Raw genomic sequence first — 18,470 nt, forward strand, 5'->3', positions numbered from 1 at the left:
CCCATTACCCAAATAGTGCACCAGACCTATCAACGACTATTTTATATAGTGCGAAGAGATTCACTTGTGCAGGTTTTGCAGTGCCTCTTCATTCATTGCATAAGGTATCCACTTCTGGTCAGGGGCGCCGCCATGCTTTTTATAGAAGGCTTCAGCCTGATGATTCCCGGCCATGACATCCCATTTCAATCGGCCGCCCCCTTTTGCCAAAGTCCAGGCCGCGAGATGGCGAAAGAGTGCTGACCCCACGCCATGTCCCCTATAACCCGCATCGACAAACAGCTCCTTGAGAACAACCGTGCATTTTAGGTCATAGGTAAAAGGGATAATTAACCCCACGGCATAACCCGCAAGGCCATCACTGCACTCAGCCACAAAAATATGGCATTCAGGGTGCTCGCCAAACGCGCGTGCCAGCAGTGAGTGCTCGTCGACGTCAAATTCCCTGATATAGTCCTCGAACTCCGCCAGAAAACGCATGTGCTTGAGCAGGGCGGGTATATCATCGGGCATTGCTGCCCGAATCGTCATATCGCGACTTAACATTCGCAGGAGAATCCATCGGTAGCGGCGGGGGTGGCTTCTCCCTGCAGGGAAAGCCCTTCATCCACCCAACCGGTCAGGCCGCCAATCATCTCTTTTACCGGAAAGCCCAAACCAGCCAGACGAACCGCTGCCCGGTGTACGCCGTTACAGTGCGGGCCTGCGCAGTAGACCACAAACAGCGTATCGCGTGGATAGTCGGCCATTCTCTCTTCAGTTATGGTACGCGTCGGAATACTGATTGCGCCGGGCACATGCGCTGCCGAGAATGCCTCATGGCTTCTTACATCGACCAACACATAGTCTACATTGCCCGTCTTCTGGCTTTGATGCACATCAGAACAATCGGTCTCAAAGGCCAGGCGACGGCTAAAGTGTTGCAGGGCTTCTGAAGGGGTAGCGGCGGCTATTTCACTGATTAAACTTGGCATAGGAAAGGTCTCTTGTGTGAATGTAGGTTGATTGTATGGAGCGCGGACAAACTGATACAGTGGCGCATCTGACAATAACTGGTAGTTTTCCGCCAATGTTAAATCATCCAAATGTCGTGGCTATTCTTGCCTATGACGGGCTGTGTACCTTTGAGTTTGGGATCGCGGTGGAGATATTCGGCCTGCCACGCCCCGAATTTAATTTCCCTTGGTATGAACACCGGATAGTGGCGGTGGATGCCTATCCAATGCAGGCGTCAGGTGGGATCCAGGTTGCCTCCCGTTTTGGGCTGGAATCATTGAGTGAAGCGCACACCATTATTATTCCCGGCTGGCGTAACCGTGATGAAACACCACCGCAGGAACTGCTGGACGCCTTAAATGACGCCTACCAGCGCGGGGCGCGCCTGCTCTCAATCTGTTCGGGGGTATTTGTGCTTGCCGCCGCAGGTTTATTGGATGGGAAGAGTGCAACCACGCACTGGCGATATACCGATGAACTCGCTGAACGTTATCCCGGCATCACTGTTGACCCCAATGTGCTTTATGTTGACAGCGGGCAGATAATTACCTCGGCGGGGAGTGCTGCGGGTATTGATGCCTGCCTTCATCTGGTGAGCCGTGATTACGGGATGCATGTCGCCAATATTGTTGCCAGGCGCTTGGTCATGGCTCCCCAGCGTTCTGGCGGGCAGACCCAATTTATCCCTTCTCCCGTTGCCCAGAAGCCCCGGGATGAAATTGCCTCCGTGCTTGAGTGGGCGCTCCAGAATTTGGACAGCGATCTGTCAGTCAAACAATTGGCGGATAAAGCGTTAATGTCAGAGCGGACTTTTTTAAGGCGGTTCCGGGAAGCGATGGGTATTACGCCCAAGACATGGGTGCTGCAAGCGCGAATGAACTTGGCGCGTGACTTATTGGAAAGCAATCACCTGCACAGTGAGCAGATTATGGCGCGCTGCGGGTTCAACTCTATGGAGAGTTTCCGTGCCGCTTTCCGTAAAGCCGTTGGCATCTCGCCCTCTTCATATCGCAATCAGTTTGGGAAAATAGGCGCAGAGTAGGCGTTTATTTAATGACATAGGAAACGAATTGCCCCTAAAACAGAGCCACAGGCGCTTAGGCTCTCTGTGGCTCTGGCGAGATTTTAGCAGGGATTAATCAGTCAGCATCCCATGCGGGTCGAGTACATATTTTGCCGCAACGCCCGCGTCAAACTGCGCATACCCTTCGATAGCCGCTTCCAGCGGAATGACCTGTGCATTCACAATTTTCGCGATGGGCAAGCGGTCATGCAGGATGGCGTTCATTAGCTGGCGGTTGTAGCGCAGCACCGGGGTCTGGCCGGTGTGGAAAGATTGCGCCTTCGACCAACCCAAGCCGAACTGCAGACTAAGCGATCCCTGCTGTGCCGCTTTCTCATGGGCGCCCGGATCTTGTGTGACATACAGGCCGGGAATGCCGATCTTGCCCGCCACGCGGGTAATTTCCATCATCTGATTAAGCACGATCGCCGGCTGCTCTTTGCCAGAGTGTCCGCGCGCTTCAAAACCGACCGCGTCAATGGCGGAGTCCACCTCCGGCACGCCCACCACCTGCTCGACCATCTCCCCCAGACGATCGTGTTTACTCAGATCGATTGGCACAAAGCCCATTTTTGCCGCGTGCGCGAGGCGCTCCTGATTGAAATCGCCCACCATGACCACCGCTGCACCAAGGATCTGCGCTGACGCCGCGGCCGCCAGGCCCACCGGGCCAGCGCCCGCCACATAGGTGATGGAACCGACGCCAACGCCCGCCGTCACAGCCCCATGGAAACCGGTCGGCAAGATGTCTGAGAGCATGGTCAAATCTTTTATCTTGGCTAGCGCCTGATCGCGATCGGGGAACTTCAGCAGGTTAAAGTCAGCGTAGGGCACCATGACATATCTGGCCTGCCCACCCACCCAGCCGCCCATATCCACATAACCATAAGCGCCACCCGCGCGGGACGGGTTGACCGTCAGGCAGACACCGGTATCCAGCTCACGGCAGCAGCGGCAGCGGCCACAGGCCACGTTGAAAGGCACTGACACAATGTCGCCGACGGCCAGCATCTCTACATCGCGACCCTTTTCGATCACTTCCCCGGTAATCTCATGCCCCAACACCATGCCCGCAGGAGCCGTAGTCCGGCCGCGCACCATGTGCTGATCCGAGCCGCAGATGTTGGTTGAAATGACTTTCAGGATCACGGCGTGTTCGATTTTCTTACCGGCAGGATTGGTAAACGTGGGATCAGGGATATCTTCAACTTCCACCTTGCCCGGCCCCTGATAAACGACGCCGCGGTTTGATTGAGTGCTCATAACATCTCCTTAATGTGATGCCCTATGCTTGAGGGAGGGCATGTTGTGAAGTAGTTGTTTATCTCTTCCTCATCATTACCGCCGTTGTGGCTCATCACTCTTTCGCCATCAAGCACGGGCTTAGGTACTACAGACTCCCACTCCACAGGCTCAAAATATTGTCAGACTTGCGCTGGCGGCAGTTCATTCGGTGTGAAGACCGACGCAACCCTCACGGCCGTGCCGGACTCCTGGAACCGTACTGCCAGCAGGGCCTCCCCAAGGACTGGAAACGCCCAGCTACGGCTTCCCTATTGGTTGTTTAACCACCAAATGAATCTTCATAATAGACTGATATCTCAGGATTGGCCTTTTACAGACATTCACGTACCGCGCCTGGATGTTCAGCGCGGGGTAGCAGGCACGATAGGGAATAATTTGCGGCAGTCGCGCGATACACACGCCCGATCAGGGAGAGGGCGGTAGAGCCTGCCATTGATGGCTAATACATGACTTTTTACCGTTCGAATAATGGGCGAACACGTTCCCCCATAAAACCGGTACGACCATGAGCGGGCTGTTAATCTTGCCCCGCTTTACGCATCGGCATCCTGTCGATGGTGGATAGCAAAACCTCCGCTGAGATAGGTGACGTTTCCCGCAGTTTTATGCCGCCATCTTTCCCCACCAACACGATTTCAAAACCTTCAGGCTGTAACTGCGAACGCAGCGTGCTTTTGGTATTCGGCGAGGTATCTGTCAGCACAATAATATCGCGCTCCTCCAGTGCGGGCTGCTGCTGTTTGAGCATCCTGACCTGCTCAATATATTTCGCATCCTGCTGTGAGGCAGCAAATATTATCACCGGCCGTTTATTCCAGCGATATGCCTCCAGCGCGGCTGAATCCGCTGCCAATATCTGAAACATTGAGTTCTCTACTGCATGGGCTGTATTGCTCAACACCACACAGAGCAGGGTCATAAGCAGGCTTTTGCCCGGTGCACGCAAGAGGAGGGAATATGCTGACATAGACATTCTTTTTTTCCTTATCCGTTACAGACACCCTGATAAGGGTAGAAGAAAGAGGGCAAAGAACATACAGATTCACTTTTCTTTACCTGGCAAGATGCCCTGCATAAGAGCATCAGGGCGTAGCTATACGACGGTACTCTTTCAGGCGACCAAAACATCGCTCAACAACGTGACGATTGCGGTACGCATTACGCTCCAGTTGTGAACGCCCATCCGATGCCATTTTCTCATTTGATTTTCGGGTGAAGTGGGGTTAATAGGCAGCCCACCCTTAAGGGCTTCGGGTGCATTAACCGCACGGAGAACATCGTCCCAAGACAGAAAATCCGTGCCCGGGTACGGCGTGTCATCAGGCTCAGTTTTTTGTCTGGTAAGACTTCACCGCTGCTTTCGCCGCGCCACCAGGGTGAACTTATACTCATCGCGACGGAAGGTGTTGCTGCTGTACTCAAATACCCGCCCGTCCTGCAAAAATCCCCGTGAGATCTTCTCCAGCACCGGCTGCGCCGGATCGAGCGCCAGTGCGGCGATCGCCTCCGCGCTGGGCATCACCGGCACAATTTCCTGCTCGCTGCGATCGATTACCATCTTTTTGATCTGCTCAATGTAGTGGTATTTGGAATTCTCCATCACTTCCCAAGTGAGATCGGGAAACAGAGCCAGCGGCATCCAGGTTTCTTCCATCGTGACCGCTTTTTGCTTGATAAAGCGCACGCGCTTCACGTGCCACGCCTTTTCGCCCACGTCTATCGCCAGCCGATCGGCAAGGGTTTCATCGGTACTGATCACTTCAAAAACGTGCACTTCGCTGTGGGTGGCGACATTACGATCCGCCAACTTCTCGTAAAAACTGGTGAGCTGGTAGATATCGTAATTGACCCGCTCCTCTTTCACATAGGAGCCGCTGCCTTGAATGCTTTCGATAATGGCTTCCTGGGTGAGCTGTTTTAGCGCCTGGCGTACCGTGACGCGGCTGACGCCGAACTGCGTCTGAAGTGCGGATTCAGTGGGCAGCGCGTCGCCGGGTTTTAATTCGCCGCACTGCACCTGCTCGCGAAGGGCGTCGGCAATCTGACGGTACATCGGTTTTTTGGTCATGGGCGCTCGCAGTTGTATCGCACAAATTATGGCGATTATGCCCGTCGCATTGACAATGTAAATAATACAACTTTAATACAAATATAGTGAATCGATGAAATTGATCACGTAATTGTCTTGTTTTGTTCGGCACAATGCGCCTTCCTGAAGCCGTTACCCCGACGGCTTAGCAACACAGTGAGGACGTGATGAAGTTAACGGCGTTAACCCACCCGGATACCTGCCTGATTCAGACCTGTTTCAACAGCCGCGATGAAGCCATCCATGCGCTGGCGGAACGGCTGAATGCATTGGGTAAATTGAGCAATAAGCAGGATTTTTTAGCAGACGTGTATGCCCGAGAAGCCAACGGCCCCACCGCACTGGGTGAAGGGTTGGCGGTGCCGCACGGTAAATCCGCAGCGGTCAACGAGGCGGCATTTGCGGTGGCAACCTTAACTCAGCCGCTTGAATGGGAGGGTGTTGATGGCCCGGAAAACGTCGAGCTGATTTTTTTACTGGCCATTCCCTATGCCGAAGCAGGCTCTACCCATATACAGCTGTTGACCGAACTCACCAGCCTGCTGGCCGATGACGATGCGCGCGCAGCGATAATGGCGGCAAAAACGCCTGACGCGCTGCTGGCGGTGTTGGCAGATGGCCACGCGGAGACAACGGCGGAACGGGTGCAGGACGCGCCCACTATCGTATGCGTAACCGCCTGTCCGGCGGGGATAGCGCACACCTACATGGCGGCGGAGTACCTCGAAAAGGCAGGGCAAAAGCTCGGTATTAACGTGCACGTTGAAAAGCAGGGGGCGAACGGTATTGAAGCGCGATTAACCGCGGAGCAGCTCAATCGCGCGCAGGCCTGTATTTTTGCCGCCGAAGTGGCGATTAAAGATAGCGATCGCTTTGCTGGCCTGCCCACGCTAAGCGTGCCGGTAGCAGAGCCGATTCGCCACGCGGAAAGTTTACTCGCCAAAGCTCTGGCGTTGCCACCCGTTGCGGCTTCACGTGCCACACCGCATACCGATGCGCCGAAAAGCGTCAAAACCGAGCTGAAGCAGGCGCTGCTCAGCGGCATTTCCTTTGCTGTGCCACTGATTGTCGCCGGAGGGACAATGCTGGCGGTGGCGGTTCTGCTGGCGCAAATTTTTGGCCTCCAGCATCTGTTTGATATGGAGAACTCCTGGCTGTGGCTCTATCGCAAGCTGGGTGGCGGGATGCTCGGCACGCTGATGGTTCCGGTGCTGGCAGCCTACACCGCGTATGCGCTGGCAGATAAACCCGCGCTGACGCCTGGTTTTGCGGCGGGTCTGGCGGCCAACATGATCGGCTCCGGCTTTTTAGGCGCGATTGCAGGTGGTCTGATCGCGGGCTATCTCATGCGCTGGGTGAAAGCGCATATCCGCATGAGCAGCCGTTTCAACGGTTTTCTGACGTTTTATCTTTATCCGGTGATCGGCACGCTCGGCGCGGGCAGTCTGATGCTGTTTGTCATCGGCGAACCGGTGGCGTGGATCAACAACAGTCTGACCGCGTGGCTTAACGGCTTGTCCGGGGCCAATGCGCTGCTGCTGGGCGCGATTATAGGTTTCATGTGCTCCTTTGATTTGGGCGGGCCGGTCAATAAAGCCGCCTACGCTTTTTGCCTTGGCGCGATGGCGAACGGGGTCTACGGCCCCTATGCCATTTTTGCCTCGGTCAAAATGGTTTCCGCGTTCACGGTTACCGCTTCAACGCTGATTGCGCCGCGCTACTTTAGAGAGTTTGAGATCGAAACGGGCAAATCCACCTGGCTTTTAGGGCTGGCAGGTATCACTGAAGGGGCAATCCCCATGGCGATTGAAGATCCGCTCCGGGTCATCGGCTCCTTTGTGCTGGGTTCGCTGGTCACGGGCGCGATGGTCGGCGCGGCGGGCATCGGCCTTTCGACGCCGGGCGCGGGCATTTTCTCGCTCTTTTTGCTACACGATAACGGGCTGGGAGGCGTGATGGCAGCGGCAAGCTGGTTTGCAGCAGCGCTGGTCGGTACGGCCATTTCCACCTGCATCCTGATCATCTGGCGGCGTCAGGCGGTTCGACAGGGCAAATATGTTATCGACACCCTTTTACCTTAATTCAGACACCTTCAGGATATCCGGATGAAAGCTGTATCTTGCGTTCACATTACCCCACATATGCACTGGGATCGGGAGTGGTATTTCACCACCGAAGAGTCCCGTATCTTGCTCGTCAACAATATGGAAGAGATCCTCACCCGTCTGGAACAGGATGCGGAGTACAAATATTACGTGCTCGACGGTCAGACGGCAGTGCTGGAGGATTATTTTGCCGTGAAGCCCGAAAGCCGGCCGCGTGTAAAAGCGCTGGTTGAGGCAGGCAAACTGATTATCGGCCCCTGGTACACCCAGACAGACACCAGCATCGTGGCGGGCGAGTCCATCGTGCGCAATCTGCTGTACGGGATGCGCGACTGCATGGCCTTTGGCGAGCCAATGAAAATCGGCTATCTGCCCGATTCGTTTGGCATGTCGGCGCAGATGCCGCATATCTATAACGGCTTTGGCATTACGCGCACTATGTTCTGGCGCGGCTGCTCGGAGCGGCACGGCACTGACAAAACCGAGTTTTTATGGCAGAGCGAAGATGGCAGCGAAGTGGTGGCGCAGGTGCTGCCGCTGGGCTACGCGATTGGTAAATACTTACCGGAGGATGAGGCGGGGCTGCGCAAACGCCTCGACAGCTATTTCACGGTGCTGGAAAACGCCTCGCTCACCAAGGAGATTTTGCTGCCCAACGGCCACGACCAGATGCCGTTGCAGCAAAACATTTTTGCGGTGATGGACACGCTCAGGAAAATCTACCCACAGCGCGAATTTGTGATGAGCCGTTTCGAGCAGGTGTTTGCGTGCATTGAGGCACAGCGCGAAACGCTCGCCACGCTGAAAGGGGAGTTTATCGACGGCAAATATATGCGCGTCCACCGCACTATCGGCTCCACGCGCATGGATATCAAACTCGCCCATGCCCGAATCGAGAATAAGATTGTCAATCTGCTCGAACCCCTGGCAACCATCGCCTGGACGCTGGGCTTTGACTATCACCACGGCCTGCTGGAGAAGATGTGGAAAGAGATCTTAAAAAATCACGCCCATGACAGCATCGGCTGCTGCTGTAGCGATCAGGTTCACGGCGAAATCCTCGCGCGCTTTGCGCTGGCAGAAGACATGGCCGACAACCTGACGCGCTTTTATATGCGCAAAATCACCGACAACATGCCGCAAAGCGCTGCTGACAAGCTGGTGTGCTTCAACCTGATGCCGTTCCCGCGTGAAGAGGTGATTAACACTACTCTCCGTCTGCGCGCCAGTCAGTTCCGCATTGTTGATGCCCAAGGGCGTAGCGTGCCGTTCTTTATTCGTCAGCAGCGGGAGCTGGATCCGGGCCTGATCGATCGTCAGATTGTCCATTACGGCAACTATGAGCCGTTTATGGAATACGATATTCAGCTTCACCAGACATTGCCCGCGATGGGCTACGCTACGCTGTTTATCGAGCCAGGTGTCGTGGGCGAACAACAGCACGCGGCGGCAGGACAGAAGGTGCTGGAAAACGCCTTCTGGCGGGTGTCGATTAATGCCGATGGCACGCTGCAACTGCGCGATAAAGAGAGCGGCCTGACTTATGACCGAGTGCTGGAGCTGGAGGAGGGGTCTGATGATGGCGACGAGTATGACTACTCACCAGCACGTGATGATCGGGTGATCACCTCGGCGCAGGCCAGCTGCTGTGAGTATGAGATACTCCATGAGGCCTGGCAGAGCAGGGCGCTTATTCGCTATCGTTTGGCGGTGCCGCAGGATCTGGCTGAGCGCGCGGCGGGTAAAACCAGCGGTAGCCTTGGCGTGGAAGTGGAAGTGACCCTTGGGCATCACAGCCGCCGTATCGATGTGGTGGTGCGTCTCGACAATCAGGCCAATGACCACCGCGTGCGCGTGCTGATCCCCACGCCGTTTATCACCGAGTCGGTGCTGGCGGATACCCAGTTTGGCGCCATTTCCCGTCCGGTGCGCGACAGCGCCATGGCGAGCTGGGAAGAGGAGGGCTGGAAGGAAGCGCCGGTGCCGGTGTGGAATATGCTCAATTATGCGCTCCTGCAACAGGAACGGCACGGTATGGCGCTGTTTACCGAAGGGCTGCGCGAATTTGAAATCATCGGCGAGAAGGAGAAAACCTTCGCCCTGACGCTGCTGCGCGGTGTGGGGCTGCTGGGTAAAGAGGATCTGCTCCTGCGCCCCGGCAGGCCGTCGGGCATTAAAATGCCGGTGCCTGATTCGCAGATGCGCGGTTCGCTGACCTGCCGCTTTAGCCTGCTGAGCTTTACCGGCACGCCGGAAGAGGCTGGGGTGGCGCAACAGGCCAGATCATGGCTGACGCCCGTGCAGTGTTATAACAAAATCCCGTGGAATGCGATGAAGCTGAATCAGGCGGAGATCACCACGCCAATCTATTACAGCCTGCTGCGGATGCCGCCGGTGGGCTGCCAGCTCAGTGCGCTGAAAAAGGCAGAGGATAGCGAGGCACTTATTCTGCGCCTGTTTAACCCTTCGGCGGCGACAGATTGTGATGCCACGGTCATGTTTAATCAGGCTACGGAGATCACCACCGTCGGCATGAATGAACAACCGCGTAATAGCGAGGAAACGGTGACAGAGAGGCTGCGGCCCTGTCAGTCACAGACCTGGCGCGTCACGCTGAAATAGTCTTTTTGATATTTGTCTTAAGCCACGTTTGCGTGGCTTATTGCTTTAGCAATGGCTCAATATCACGACGCATACCCAGTCCGGGTGGACTTTGGCGATGGATAAGTTCGCCCGCCCGGACTGAGTTTTTTAGGGTAATCGAGGCGTTGGCGAATTATTTCGCCAGCAGTTCCTTACGGACAATCTCTGCACCGGCGCTCAACGCATGGAGTTTGCCTCGTGCCACCTGACGCGACAGGGGAGCCATGCCACAGTTGGTGCACGGATAGAGCTTGTCAGCATCGACAAATTGCAGCGCTTTACGCAGCGTCTCGGCCACTTCCTCAGGCGTCTCGATGGTGTTGGTGGCTACGTCAATCGCGCCTACCATCACTTTTTTACCGCGAATCAGTTCCATCAGCTCCATCGGCACGTGGGAGTGCTGGCACTCCAGTGAGACGATGTCGATATTGGATTTTTGCAATTTGGGGAAGATCTCCTCATATTGCCGCCACTCGGTGCCCAGCGTCTTTTTCCAGTCGGTATTGGCCTTAATGCCATAGCCGTAGCAAATATGTACCGCAGTCTCACACTTGAGGCCTTCGATCGCTTTTTCTAAGGTGGCAATGCCCCAGTCGTTCACCTCGTCAAAGAACACGTTAAAGGCTGGCTCATCAAACTGAATGATATCAACGCCTGCTGCCTCCAACTCTTTGGCTTCCTGATTAAGGATCTTGGCGAACTCCCAAGCGAGTTTCTCACGGCTTTTATAGTGACCATCATAGAGGGTATCGATCATGGTCATCGGCCCCGGCAAGGCCCATTTGATGGGCTGATCGGTCTGCTGGCGCAGGAACTTGGCATCTTCAACGAACACCGGCTTCTGGCGGCTCACGGCACCCACGACGCTCGGCACACTGGCATCATAGCGATTACGGATTTTCACCACTTCGCGCTTCTCAAAATCCACGCCATCAAGGTGCTCGATAAAGGTGGTGACAAAGTGCTGGCGCGTCTGCTCGCCATCACTGACGATATCAATGCCTGCCTGTTGCTGGTCTGCCAAGGACAGCGTCAGGGCATCCTGTTTGCCCTCAATCAGGCTCTCATCTTGCAATTTCCACGGCGACCAAAGCGTCTCCGGCTGCGCGAGCCAGGAGGGTTTAGGTAAACTGCCAGCCGTTGAAGTAGGTAATAACTTTTTCATAATAGATGACCTTATATTTTTAGTTGATCAAAGAGTGCATTCAGCAGACCATTTTTCGAGGAGAGTCTGGTAAGGCTTAATAAAGTGCTCCTCGGTGAATTTTCCCTGCTCAACCGCCAATTGGCTGCGTTCCTCTCGATCATAAACAATTCGAGTTAAGGAGTAATCCTGGTAATTCAGGCTGGGCTGATAGCAAATTCCCGCCGCGGAATTCGCATTGTAGATCTCAGGCCGGTAGATCTTCTGGAACGTCTCCATGGTGCTGATGGTGCTGATAAGCTCAAGGTTGGTATAGTCACTGAGCAGATCGCCGTGGAAATAGAAGGCCAGCGGCGCAACACTGTTTGGTGGCATAAAGTAGCGAACCTGCAACCCCATTTTCGCGAAGTAGCGATCGGTCAGGGAGGATTCATTTTGCTGGTACTCAATGCCCAGTACAGGGTGCACATTGCCCGTCCGGCGATAGACGTTCTTGCTCGACACGCTCAGGCAGATCACCGGTGACTTGGAGAAGTTCTCTTTGTAAGCCTCTGACTCAACAAAGCATTTGAAAATGTTGCCATGCAGGTTACCAAAGTTTTCTGGGATGGAAAAACTGGCCTTGCCTTTATTATGCTCAGAGAGCAACACGCTGAAATCATAATCGCGCACATAGGAAGAGAAATTATTGCCAACAATCCCTTCAATGCGTTCGTTGGTTTTTTTGTCGATGATGCTTGTCTTCAGTATTTCAATCACCGGGAACGTCTGGTCATTATCCGCAACACGCATCTCCGCAGAAATAATATCGAGTTCAACCGAGTAACGATCTGAATTAGGATTATCCCAGTGCGCCAGAGAGTTGAAGCGGTTGTCAATCATCACCAGAGCATTGCGCAAGTTCTCCTGGCGCTTTTCGCCCCTGGCCAAATTGGCAAAGTTGGTCGTGATGCGCGTGCCTTCAGCGGGATTATAATTTTCGTCGAAGCGAATGCGCTTAATGGCAAAGGTAAATTCTGTATTCATCGCAATCTGGTATCCTAATGTCGGTTATTAAACTGATTTTATTAATGGATTATCAGGACTTCCCGATCTTCATCTGTGGCGTTTTCATTGAGTCGTCTTCATATTTCTATAACTGATGACAATGCATAATTTATGCCTTATTCCTTAATTGAATAAAAGTGATTTGTTTTCAACGAACATGAGCCAAATTCATGATCGGCGATGTGGCCTGAATTTTCATGGCGGTGGGCAGCGTGTTTGCAGAGTAGAACGTGAGGTTTTAGGTATGGCTGGCTTAGCCAATCTGACATTTTTGTCATGGTGGCGTCAGCTCCCTGATCCGGGATGCCAGTTATAACAGGGACACATCCACACAGAGGCATTCACTATGAAACAATACCTTACCGCGGCGGCGCTGGCGCTTGCCCTTACCGCGACCACCAGCGCCGTGGCCGCCGAGCAGAATCTTTTGAGCGTCCATGTGCTGAACCAGCAAACCGGTAAACCCGCCGCCAATGTGGACGTAACACTGGAGCAGAAGCAGGGCAATGGCTGGACGTTGTTGAACAAGGGGACGACCGACCGCGATGGGCGCATCAAACAGTTCTGGCCTGCACAGCCAGCGGCCACGGGCGACTACCGTGTGGTCTTCATGGTCGGACACTACTTCAGTGAGCAAAAGCAGGAGAGCTTCTTCCCCGAGATCCCGGTGGAGTTCCACATCAGCAATACGCACGAGCATTATCATGTGCCGCTGCTGCTGAGCCAGTACGGCTATTCAACCTATCGCGGCAGCTAACCGCGTCAGAATCGGTGCCTTGCACTGCACAGGCACCGTAACAGATGCGCCACAGCCTGTGGCGGCATCTTCTCCCATCTCAACGTGATCTGCCTTCTCGCTCCCCCTGCCTCGCTTTTCGCTTTCCGTGGCAGCACTCCGCTCATCTCGAATAAACCGTTTACTAAACAGTGAATTAATACGAACGACTGGCTGACTCAAGCATGGCAAACGCTGGCTGCGCTAATAATTTTATGTGAAGCCAAACACAATTCCCGCCAACAGAAATTGCCCTTGGCAAGGTTTGAAGAGTAGTTTTTGTACAAGTTGGACATGGTTGTATATAGACAACTATGCCTGATTCTAACTCGGTAGGCAGGTCTGCCGAATAATCACTACGGAGAATTGGGGAAAACAAGATGGCATTAAATAACACCCTGGAGCCGGGGCTGATCTGGCTCAACCCAACGGCCGCCGATCGCAACGCTCTGTTTGACCAAATCAGTGAGGCGCTGCTGGCAAAGGGCATCGTTGAGCCGAGCTACCTGCAAGCGCTGCTGTTGCGCGAGCAAAATCACCCCACCGCAATGCAACTGGAGAGATTGGGCGTGGCGATCCCGCATGTGGACATTGAGCATGTGCGTGAGGAGCGGCTGGCGGTGGTGACCTGCCCGGAAGGCATGGTGTTCAATCAGGCGGAAGATCCTGATTTGACCATGAAGGTGCATGTCATCTTCTTCCTGTTGCTGAAGGAGAAGGATGCCCACCTTGAGTTCCTGATGAAACTGATCGCCCTGTTCCAGCAGAGCGACGACATGGAAAAGATCCTACATGCCGCCTCGCCAGAGGAGGTGATACAGGTGCTGGCCGCCCACCTCGACTAACCGTGCCCCAACGCGTTCCACCATCCGATTACACCTTGTGGAGTCTGAAATGAATAAGAAAATTATCTTTGCCTGTACCAGCGGAATCGCCACCTCAGCCGTCGCCACAGAAAAAGTGGTCAACTACTGCAAAGAGCAGGGCATCAATGTGGAGGCCATCCAGTCCAACATCGGCACCATCGCCAGCCAAGATGGGATAGCGGACATCATCATCGTCACCTCGGCGGTAAAAATGAACCTGCAAACCCCGGTCATGAACGGCCTGCCGCTGCTGACCGGGTTTGGGGAAGAGGCGCTGCTGGAAAAAATTGTCGCCACGCTCAAGGGCTGATGAGGATACGACCATGCTCGAAAAATTCTATGGCGGGGTACAGTATCTGCTGGGGCTTGGCCCCACCATCATGTTGCCCATCATTATCTTTATCATGGCGCTCTGCCTGCGCACCGGCTTTAGCCGGGCGCTGCGCTCGGCGCTGACCATTGGCATGGGGTTCATCGGCATCTTTCTGGTGTTTGGGCTGCTGCTGGACAACCTCGGCCCGGCCGCCAAGGATATGGTGCGCCATACCGGCATTAACCTGCCGGTGGTGGATCTGGGCTGGACACCGCTGGCTGCTATCGCATGGGCCTCGCAGGTGGCGCCCTTCGTGGTGCCGCTAACGCTTGGCATCAACGTGCTGATGCTGACACTGCGCTGGACGCGCACCGTCAATATTGACGTCTGGAACTTCTGGCACTTCTCGATGGTCGGCGCGATGGTCTACAACGTGACCGGCAATTTCCTGCTGGGACTGCTGATCGCGGGTATCACCTGCGTCATCACCCTGCTGCTGGCGGACTGGTGCGCGCCGATGATCCAGAAGTACTTCAACCTGCCCGGTATCTCGCTGCCGACGCTCTCCTCAGCGATCTTTTTCCCGATTGGCCTGCTAGGGAACCTGATCCTGGACAAAGTGCCCGGCATCAACCGGCTACATGCGGAGCCGGAGAGTATCCAGAAGCGGTTTGGCATCTTTGGGGAGCCGATGATGCTCGGCGTGATCTTGGGTGCTGGCATCGGCTTGCTGGCCCGCTATGACGTCAAGGGCGTACTGACGCTGGCGATGAGCCTCGGGGCAGTGATGCTGATTATGCCGCGCATGGTCAAGCTGCTGATGGAAGGGCTGCTGCCGCTCTCGGACGCAGTGCGCTCCTATCTGCGCAAGCGTTACCCAGACCGGGATGACCTCTACATCGGGCTGGATATCGCCGTGGCGGTCGGCCACCCCTCGGTGCTCTCCACCGCGTTGCTGCTGATCCCGGTTGGCGTGCTGCTGGCGGTGATCCTGCCGGGCAACCGCCTGCTGCCACTCGGCGATCTGGCGAATATCTGGGTGCCGATCTCAATGGTGGTGCTGGCCTGCAAGGGCAACATTGCGCGGGCGTTCATCATCGGCATCCCTTGTCTGGCGATGAACCTCTATGTGGCTTCGGCAGCGGCCCCCATCCTGACCGCCGTGGCGAAGAGTATCCACTTCCCGATGAACACCGACAGCGAAATCTCCAGCCTGCTGGATGGCGGCAACCCCTTCCGCTTCTGGGCCGTCAAGGTGTTTGAGGGCAATGCCATCGCGCTGATCCTGATCCCGATTGTCGCCATCACCTGCCTGCTGCTCTACCGCATGACGCGGAAACAGCTGCAACAGGAGGAGCAGGAAGAGGTGCGTGCCGCGCAACAGAGCGTGGTGACCAAATAACCCATACCTGCCACGGAGGGGGGGCCGCGCTGGCTCTCCCAGGTGATGTGCCCTGACGGGGGGAGCTATGTACTCAATTGGTATTGATGTCGGGACGACAAATTGCAAAGTCTGTGTATACCGCCTGCCGGACTTCGCGCTGGTGGATAAACAGAGCTTTCCCACGCCGAAAATAGAGACGGAGTATGGCGCTGACTTTGACATCCACGCCCTCTGGCAGGGTGTGGTCGCGAGTCTGGCCGCGGTGGCCGCCGCCGTCGATGCGCCGCAGGAGATTGCCTCGATAGCCGTCGCCAGCGTCGGTGAGGCGGGGGTGCTGTTGGATGCAGAGGATCAGATCATCGGCCCAGTGATGACCTGGTATGACAGCCGTACCCAGCCGCAGCATGAGGCGGTGGTCAATCGCCTCGGCGAGGCCAATCTGTATGAGGTGACGGGCATCCCGGCGCACAGCAACTACAGCCTGAACAAGATCCTGTGGCTGCTGGCGCATACGCAGACCACGTCGGCGGCGAGCTGGCTCTGTCTGGCGGAGTATCTGGCATTCCGCCTTAGCGGGGTGAAGCGCGCGGAGTACTCGCTCGCCTCGCGCACGCTGGCCTTTGATATGCAGGCTGGCGAGTGGTCAGAGAAGATCTGCCACGCGCTGTCGCTGCCGATGGGGCTGTTCAGCCCACTGGTCAACGCCGGTGAGCCAATGGGCACCCTGCTGGCGGGACTGGCGGAACAAACGGGCATCCCGGCTACGGCGAAAATTGCCATCGCGGGCCATGACCACATGTGTGGCTCGGTGGCGGCCGGTATTCGTGATGAGGGGCAGATCCTCAACTCCACCGGCACCACCGAGGGGCTTCTGGTGGTGCGTAGCCAGCCCGCCACCACGCCCGACTACTTCCGCGCGAGGGTGTCGAATGGCCGCCATGTGCTGCCCGGCGCCTACACCTTCTACGCCTCGCTGCCGTCGGCCGGGTATGCGATCGAGTGGTTTCGCACGCTGTTCGGCCTGAGCGCGGCGGAGTTCAGCGCCATGACCCAGCGGCTAGTGCAGGCAGGGGCGGCGGAGCGGCCGCAGGAGCGTTTCCTGATCCCGCACCTGCGTGGCAGTGGGCCACCGAAACGCAGCATTTTTGCGCGCGGCATGATCTACGGCATTGATGAGCACAGCGGGCCAGAGGCGCTGCTCAGCGCTCTGTTCCACGGCCTCTGCTTTGAGCTGAAGCTGCTGCTGGAGACCTATGAGTCGCTGACCGGCCACCACTGGCCAGCCATCATGGTGATTGGCGCAGCCTGCCAGAACCCCTACTGGCTCCAGTTAAAGGCCAATATCCTCAACCGGGAGATTGTGGCCTGCTCCCTGCCGGAGGCGGTCAGCCTCGGGGCGGCGATCATCGGCGCCCGCGGTGCCGGGCTATGGGCGGGGGAGCACCACCTACCGGAGGGGGCGCTGATCCGCTACCGGCCAGACAGCAGCGTCTCGCGTTTCCAGGCGATCTACACGCGCCTCTATCTGCCGCTGTATAACGCAAAAAGCCATATTGAAACCCCAACAGGACAAGATGATGAAATCCAGCGTCTATTACCGTAAAGATGTGATCCGCTATGAAGAGGTGCCACTCCCTGAGCTGGGGGAGGGCGACATTCTGGTGGAGATGAAGAGTTGCGGCCTGTGCGGGACGGACATCCACAAGGCACAACACCAGACCGTCACTGGCCCGGTGGTATTGGGGCATGAGGTGGCGGCAGAAGTGGTGAAGGTGGGCCGCCGCGTGACCCGTTTCCGGCCGGGCGACCGCGTGGTGACCGCCATCCACGTCCCCTGCTTTACCTGCCACGACTGCAACCGTGGTCACTTCACGCTGTGTGAGCAGTTCAAGCGCACCCACATTGAGCCGGGCGGCTTTGCCCAGTACATCCGGCTGCCGGAGCTGCACGTCAACCACCTGACGCACCTGATCCCGGAGGGCATCTCCTGGGAGAAAGCGGCGATGGTGGAGCCTATCGGCTGCTGCCTGCACGGCCTGAAACGGGCGGCCATCACACCGGGGTGCAGCGTGCTGGTGATGGGGTCGGGCACCATTGGCCTGCTGAGCGCGCAACTGGCGGCGATGATGGGGGCCGGGCAGGTGATGGTCTCCGATCTTTCGCCCTTCAAGCTAGATTTAGCGCTGCAACTGGGCATTGACCACGCCATCAACCCGGCGGAAGAGGATCTGGAGGCGCGTGTCCGTGAGGTGACTGGCGGGCTGGGGGTGGATGTGGTGGTGATCGCCGCCGGGGTCTCCGCGCTGCTGCCACAGGCCATCTCTTTGCTGCGGCGCGGTGGGCGGGTGGTGGTCTTCTCACCGTTCGATCACCTGCCGATGGTCAACATTGATGCCGGCCGTTTCTTCCGCGATGAAATCTCGGTCATCGGCACCTACTCCCTCTCGCCCTATGAGATGCCCGAGGCAGTGGAGATCATCCGGCGCAACCGCATCAACGTTGAGGCGATGATCACCCACAGCTATCCGCTGTCGCAGCTGGAGGAGGCGATTGCGTTCGCCGCCAACCCCCAAAATAACGTGCTGAAAGTCATCATAAAAATGGAGTGAACACGGCGGGTTTTTCTGCATGACCATCCCCGGCGTACCGTCGCTGGACAGGGAAAAGTTGCACGGGAATTGTGAGGCAGATCGTTTGTGAATGGCAGGAAATCGGGGTATGTTCGGGCGATACTTGTGCA

Annotated in this window: 16 protein-coding genes and 1 pseudogene; 9 read left to right on the forward strand and 8 right to left on the reverse strand. The window is 56.2% G+C overall.

Annotation, left to right across the window (positions count from 1 at the left end):
* Window positions 1-60 precede the first annotated feature (60 nt).
* Both ACK3SD_RS19785 and ACK3SD_RS19790 read right to left on the reverse strand, forming a co-directional pair.
* Window positions 61-546, reverse strand: coding sequence for an N-acetyltransferase family protein (locus tag ACK3SD_RS19785; protein WP_481128028.1), 486 nt, complete (start codon window positions 544-546; stop codon window positions 61-63).
* On the reverse strand, window positions 540-974 hold the full coding sequence (locus ACK3SD_RS19790) for a rhodanese-like domain-containing protein (RefSeq protein ID WP_481128029.1): 435 nt from the start codon (window positions 972-974) through the stop codon (window positions 540-542). Before ACK3SD_RS19790 ends, ACK3SD_RS19785 begins: the two co-directional genes overlap by 7 nt.
* 95 nt (window positions 975-1,069) lie before the next feature.
* On the opposite strand from ACK3SD_RS19790, the gene ftrA reads away from it, so the two are divergent.
* A complete protein-coding gene (gene ftrA, locus ACK3SD_RS19795; RefSeq protein WP_481128053.1) occupies window positions 1,070-2,038 on the forward strand; it encodes a transcriptional regulator FtrA in 969 nt (322 codons plus the stop codon).
* Between the two features lie 93 nt (window positions 2,039-2,131).
* Here the strand turns inward: ftrA and fdhA are convergent, their stop codons facing one another.
* From fdhA to ACK3SD_RS19815, 4 genes and pseudogenes are all read right to left on the reverse strand, one after another.
* Window positions 2,132-3,322 (reverse strand): formaldehyde dehydrogenase, glutathione-independent, encoded by a 1,191-nt coding sequence (gene fdhA, locus ACK3SD_RS19800; RefSeq protein ID WP_481128030.1) that lies wholly within the window; start codon window positions 3,320-3,322, stop codon window positions 2,132-2,134.
* 559 nt (window positions 3,323-3,881) lie between these two features.
* The gene (locus ACK3SD_RS19805; RefSeq protein WP_481128031.1) at window positions 3,882-4,337 is read right to left on the reverse strand and encodes a DUF4174 domain-containing protein; all 456 of its coding nucleotides are present in this window, start codon (window positions 4,335-4,337) and stop codon (window positions 3,882-3,884) included.
* A gap of 115 nt (window positions 4,338-4,452) precedes the next feature.
* A pseudogene (locus ACK3SD_RS19810) lies at window positions 4,453-4,575 on the reverse strand (IS5/IS1182 family transposase); the annotation flags it as partial.
* 137 nt (window positions 4,576-4,712) lie between these two features.
* Window positions 4,713-5,432: a GntR family transcriptional regulator gene (locus ACK3SD_RS19815; protein WP_481128032.1), complete on the reverse strand. Its 720-nt coding sequence runs from the start codon at window positions 5,430-5,432 to the stop codon at window positions 4,713-4,715.
* Between the two features lie 188 nt (window positions 5,433-5,620).
* On the opposite strand from ACK3SD_RS19815, the gene mngA reads away from it, so the two are divergent.
* Together mngA and mngB are read left to right on the forward strand one after the other, a co-directional pair.
* Window positions 5,621-7,534: a PTS 2-O-a-mannosyl-D-glycerate transporter subunit IIABC gene (gene mngA, locus ACK3SD_RS19820; RefSeq protein ID WP_481128033.1), complete on the forward strand. Its 1,914-nt coding sequence runs from the start codon at window positions 5,621-5,623 to the stop codon at window positions 7,532-7,534.
* A gap of 24 nt (window positions 7,535-7,558) precedes the next feature.
* Window positions 7,559-10,180 (forward strand): mannosylglycerate hydrolase, encoded by a 2,622-nt coding sequence (mngB, locus tag ACK3SD_RS19825; protein ID WP_481128034.1) that lies wholly within the window; start codon window positions 7,559-7,561, stop codon window positions 10,178-10,180.
* Window positions 10,181-10,334: 154 nt separating this feature from the next.
* Here mngB and ACK3SD_RS19830 read toward each other — a convergent pair whose 3' ends face one another.
* A complete protein-coding gene (locus ACK3SD_RS19830; RefSeq protein WP_481128035.1) occupies window positions 10,335-11,366 on the reverse strand; it encodes a methionine synthase in 1,032 nt (343 codons plus the stop codon).
* 27 nt (window positions 11,367-11,393) lie between these two features.
* Window positions 11,394-12,371 (reverse strand): DUF1852 domain-containing protein, encoded by a 978-nt coding sequence (locus ACK3SD_RS19835; RefSeq protein WP_481128036.1) that lies wholly within the window; start codon window positions 12,369-12,371, stop codon window positions 11,394-11,396.
* Between the two features lie 367 nt (window positions 12,372-12,738).
* On the opposite strand from ACK3SD_RS19835, the gene hiuH reads away from it, so the two are divergent.
* From hiuH to ACK3SD_RS19865, 6 genes are all read left to right on the forward strand, one after another.
* On the forward strand, window positions 12,739-13,149 hold the full coding sequence (gene hiuH, locus ACK3SD_RS19840) for a hydroxyisourate hydrolase (protein WP_481128037.1): 411 nt from the start codon (window positions 12,739-12,741) through the stop codon (window positions 13,147-13,149).
* 398 nt (window positions 13,150-13,547) lie between these two features.
* Entirely contained in the window at window positions 13,548-14,012 is a 465-nt protein-coding gene (locus ACK3SD_RS19845; protein ID WP_481128038.1) for a PTS sugar transporter subunit IIA, read from the forward strand.
* Window positions 14,013-14,061: 49 nt separating this feature from the next.
* Window positions 14,062-14,343, forward strand: a complete 282-nt coding sequence (locus tag ACK3SD_RS19850; RefSeq protein ID WP_481128039.1) for a PTS sugar transporter subunit IIB — start codon at window positions 14,062-14,064, stop codon at window positions 14,341-14,343.
* Window positions 14,344-14,356: 13 nt separating this feature from the next.
* The gene (locus ACK3SD_RS19855) at window positions 14,357-15,748 is read left to right on the forward strand and encodes a PTS galactitol transporter subunit IIC (protein ID WP_481128040.1); all 1,392 of its coding nucleotides are present in this window, start codon (window positions 14,357-14,359) and stop codon (window positions 15,746-15,748) included.
* Window positions 15,749-15,815: 67 nt separating this feature from the next.
* The gene (locus ACK3SD_RS19860; protein WP_481128041.1) at window positions 15,816-17,333 is read left to right on the forward strand and encodes an FGGY-family carbohydrate kinase; all 1,518 of its coding nucleotides are present in this window, start codon (window positions 15,816-15,818) and stop codon (window positions 17,331-17,333) included.
* Window positions 17,308-18,339 (forward strand): zinc-dependent dehydrogenase, encoded by a 1,032-nt coding sequence (locus ACK3SD_RS19865; RefSeq protein ID WP_481128042.1) that lies wholly within the window; start codon window positions 17,308-17,310, stop codon window positions 18,337-18,339. Before ACK3SD_RS19860 ends, ACK3SD_RS19865 begins: the two co-directional genes overlap by 26 nt.
* Window positions 18,340-18,470: the final 131 nt, after the last annotated feature.

The sequence above is a fragment of the Chimaeribacter sp. YP20170169 genome, from assembly GCF_056739715.1.

Excerpts from the sequence above, each read along its gene's own strand:
- ftrA (WP_481128053.1), top strand. The coding sequence starts at position 1,070 with ATGTTAAATCATCCAAATGTCGTGGCTATTCTTGCCTATGACGGGCTG.
- hiuH (WP_481128037.1), top strand. The coding sequence starts at position 12,739 with ATGAAACAATACCTTACCGCGGCGGCGCTGGCGCTTGCCCTTACCGCG.
- ACK3SD_RS19805 (WP_481128031.1), bottom strand. The coding sequence starts at position 4,337 with ATGTCTATGTCAGCATATTCCCTCCTCTTGCGTGCACCGGGCAAAAGC.
- ACK3SD_RS19785 (WP_481128028.1), bottom strand. The coding sequence starts at position 546 with ATGTTAAGTCGCGATATGACGATTCGGGCAGCAATGCCCGATGATATA.
- ACK3SD_RS19790 (WP_481128029.1), bottom strand. The coding sequence starts at position 974 with ATGCCAAGTTTAATCAGTGAAATAGCCGCCGCTACCCCTTCAGAAGCC.
- fdhA (WP_481128030.1), bottom strand. The coding sequence starts at position 3,322 with ATGAGCACTCAATCAAACCGCGGCGTCGTTTATCAGGGGCCGGGCAAG.
- ACK3SD_RS19860 (WP_481128041.1), top strand. The coding sequence starts at position 15,816 with ATGTACTCAATTGGTATTGATGTCGGGACGACAAATTGCAAAGTCTGT.
- mngA (WP_481128033.1), top strand. The coding sequence starts at position 5,621 with ATGAAGTTAACGGCGTTAACCCACCCGGATACCTGCCTGATTCAGACC.
- ACK3SD_RS19815 (WP_481128032.1), bottom strand. The coding sequence starts at position 5,432 with ATGACCAAAAAACCGATGTACCGTCAGATTGCCGACGCCCTTCGCGAG.
- ACK3SD_RS19830 (WP_481128035.1), bottom strand. The coding sequence starts at position 11,366 with ATGAAAAAGTTATTACCTACTTCAACGGCTGGCAGTTTACCTAAACCC.
- ACK3SD_RS19835 (WP_481128036.1), bottom strand. The coding sequence starts at position 12,371 with ATGAATACAGAATTTACCTTTGCCATTAAGCGCATTCGCTTCGACGAA.
- ACK3SD_RS19865 (WP_481128042.1), top strand. The coding sequence starts at position 17,308 with ATGAAATCCAGCGTCTATTACCGTAAAGATGTGATCCGCTATGAAGAG.
- ACK3SD_RS19850 (WP_481128039.1), top strand. The coding sequence starts at position 14,062 with ATGAATAAGAAAATTATCTTTGCCTGTACCAGCGGAATCGCCACCTCA.
- ACK3SD_RS19845 (WP_481128038.1), top strand. The coding sequence starts at position 13,548 with ATGGCATTAAATAACACCCTGGAGCCGGGGCTGATCTGGCTCAACCCA.
- mngB (WP_481128034.1), top strand. The coding sequence starts at position 7,559 with ATGAAAGCTGTATCTTGCGTTCACATTACCCCACATATGCACTGGGAT.
- ACK3SD_RS19855 (WP_481128040.1), top strand. The coding sequence starts at position 14,357 with ATGCTCGAAAAATTCTATGGCGGGGTACAGTATCTGCTGGGGCTTGGC.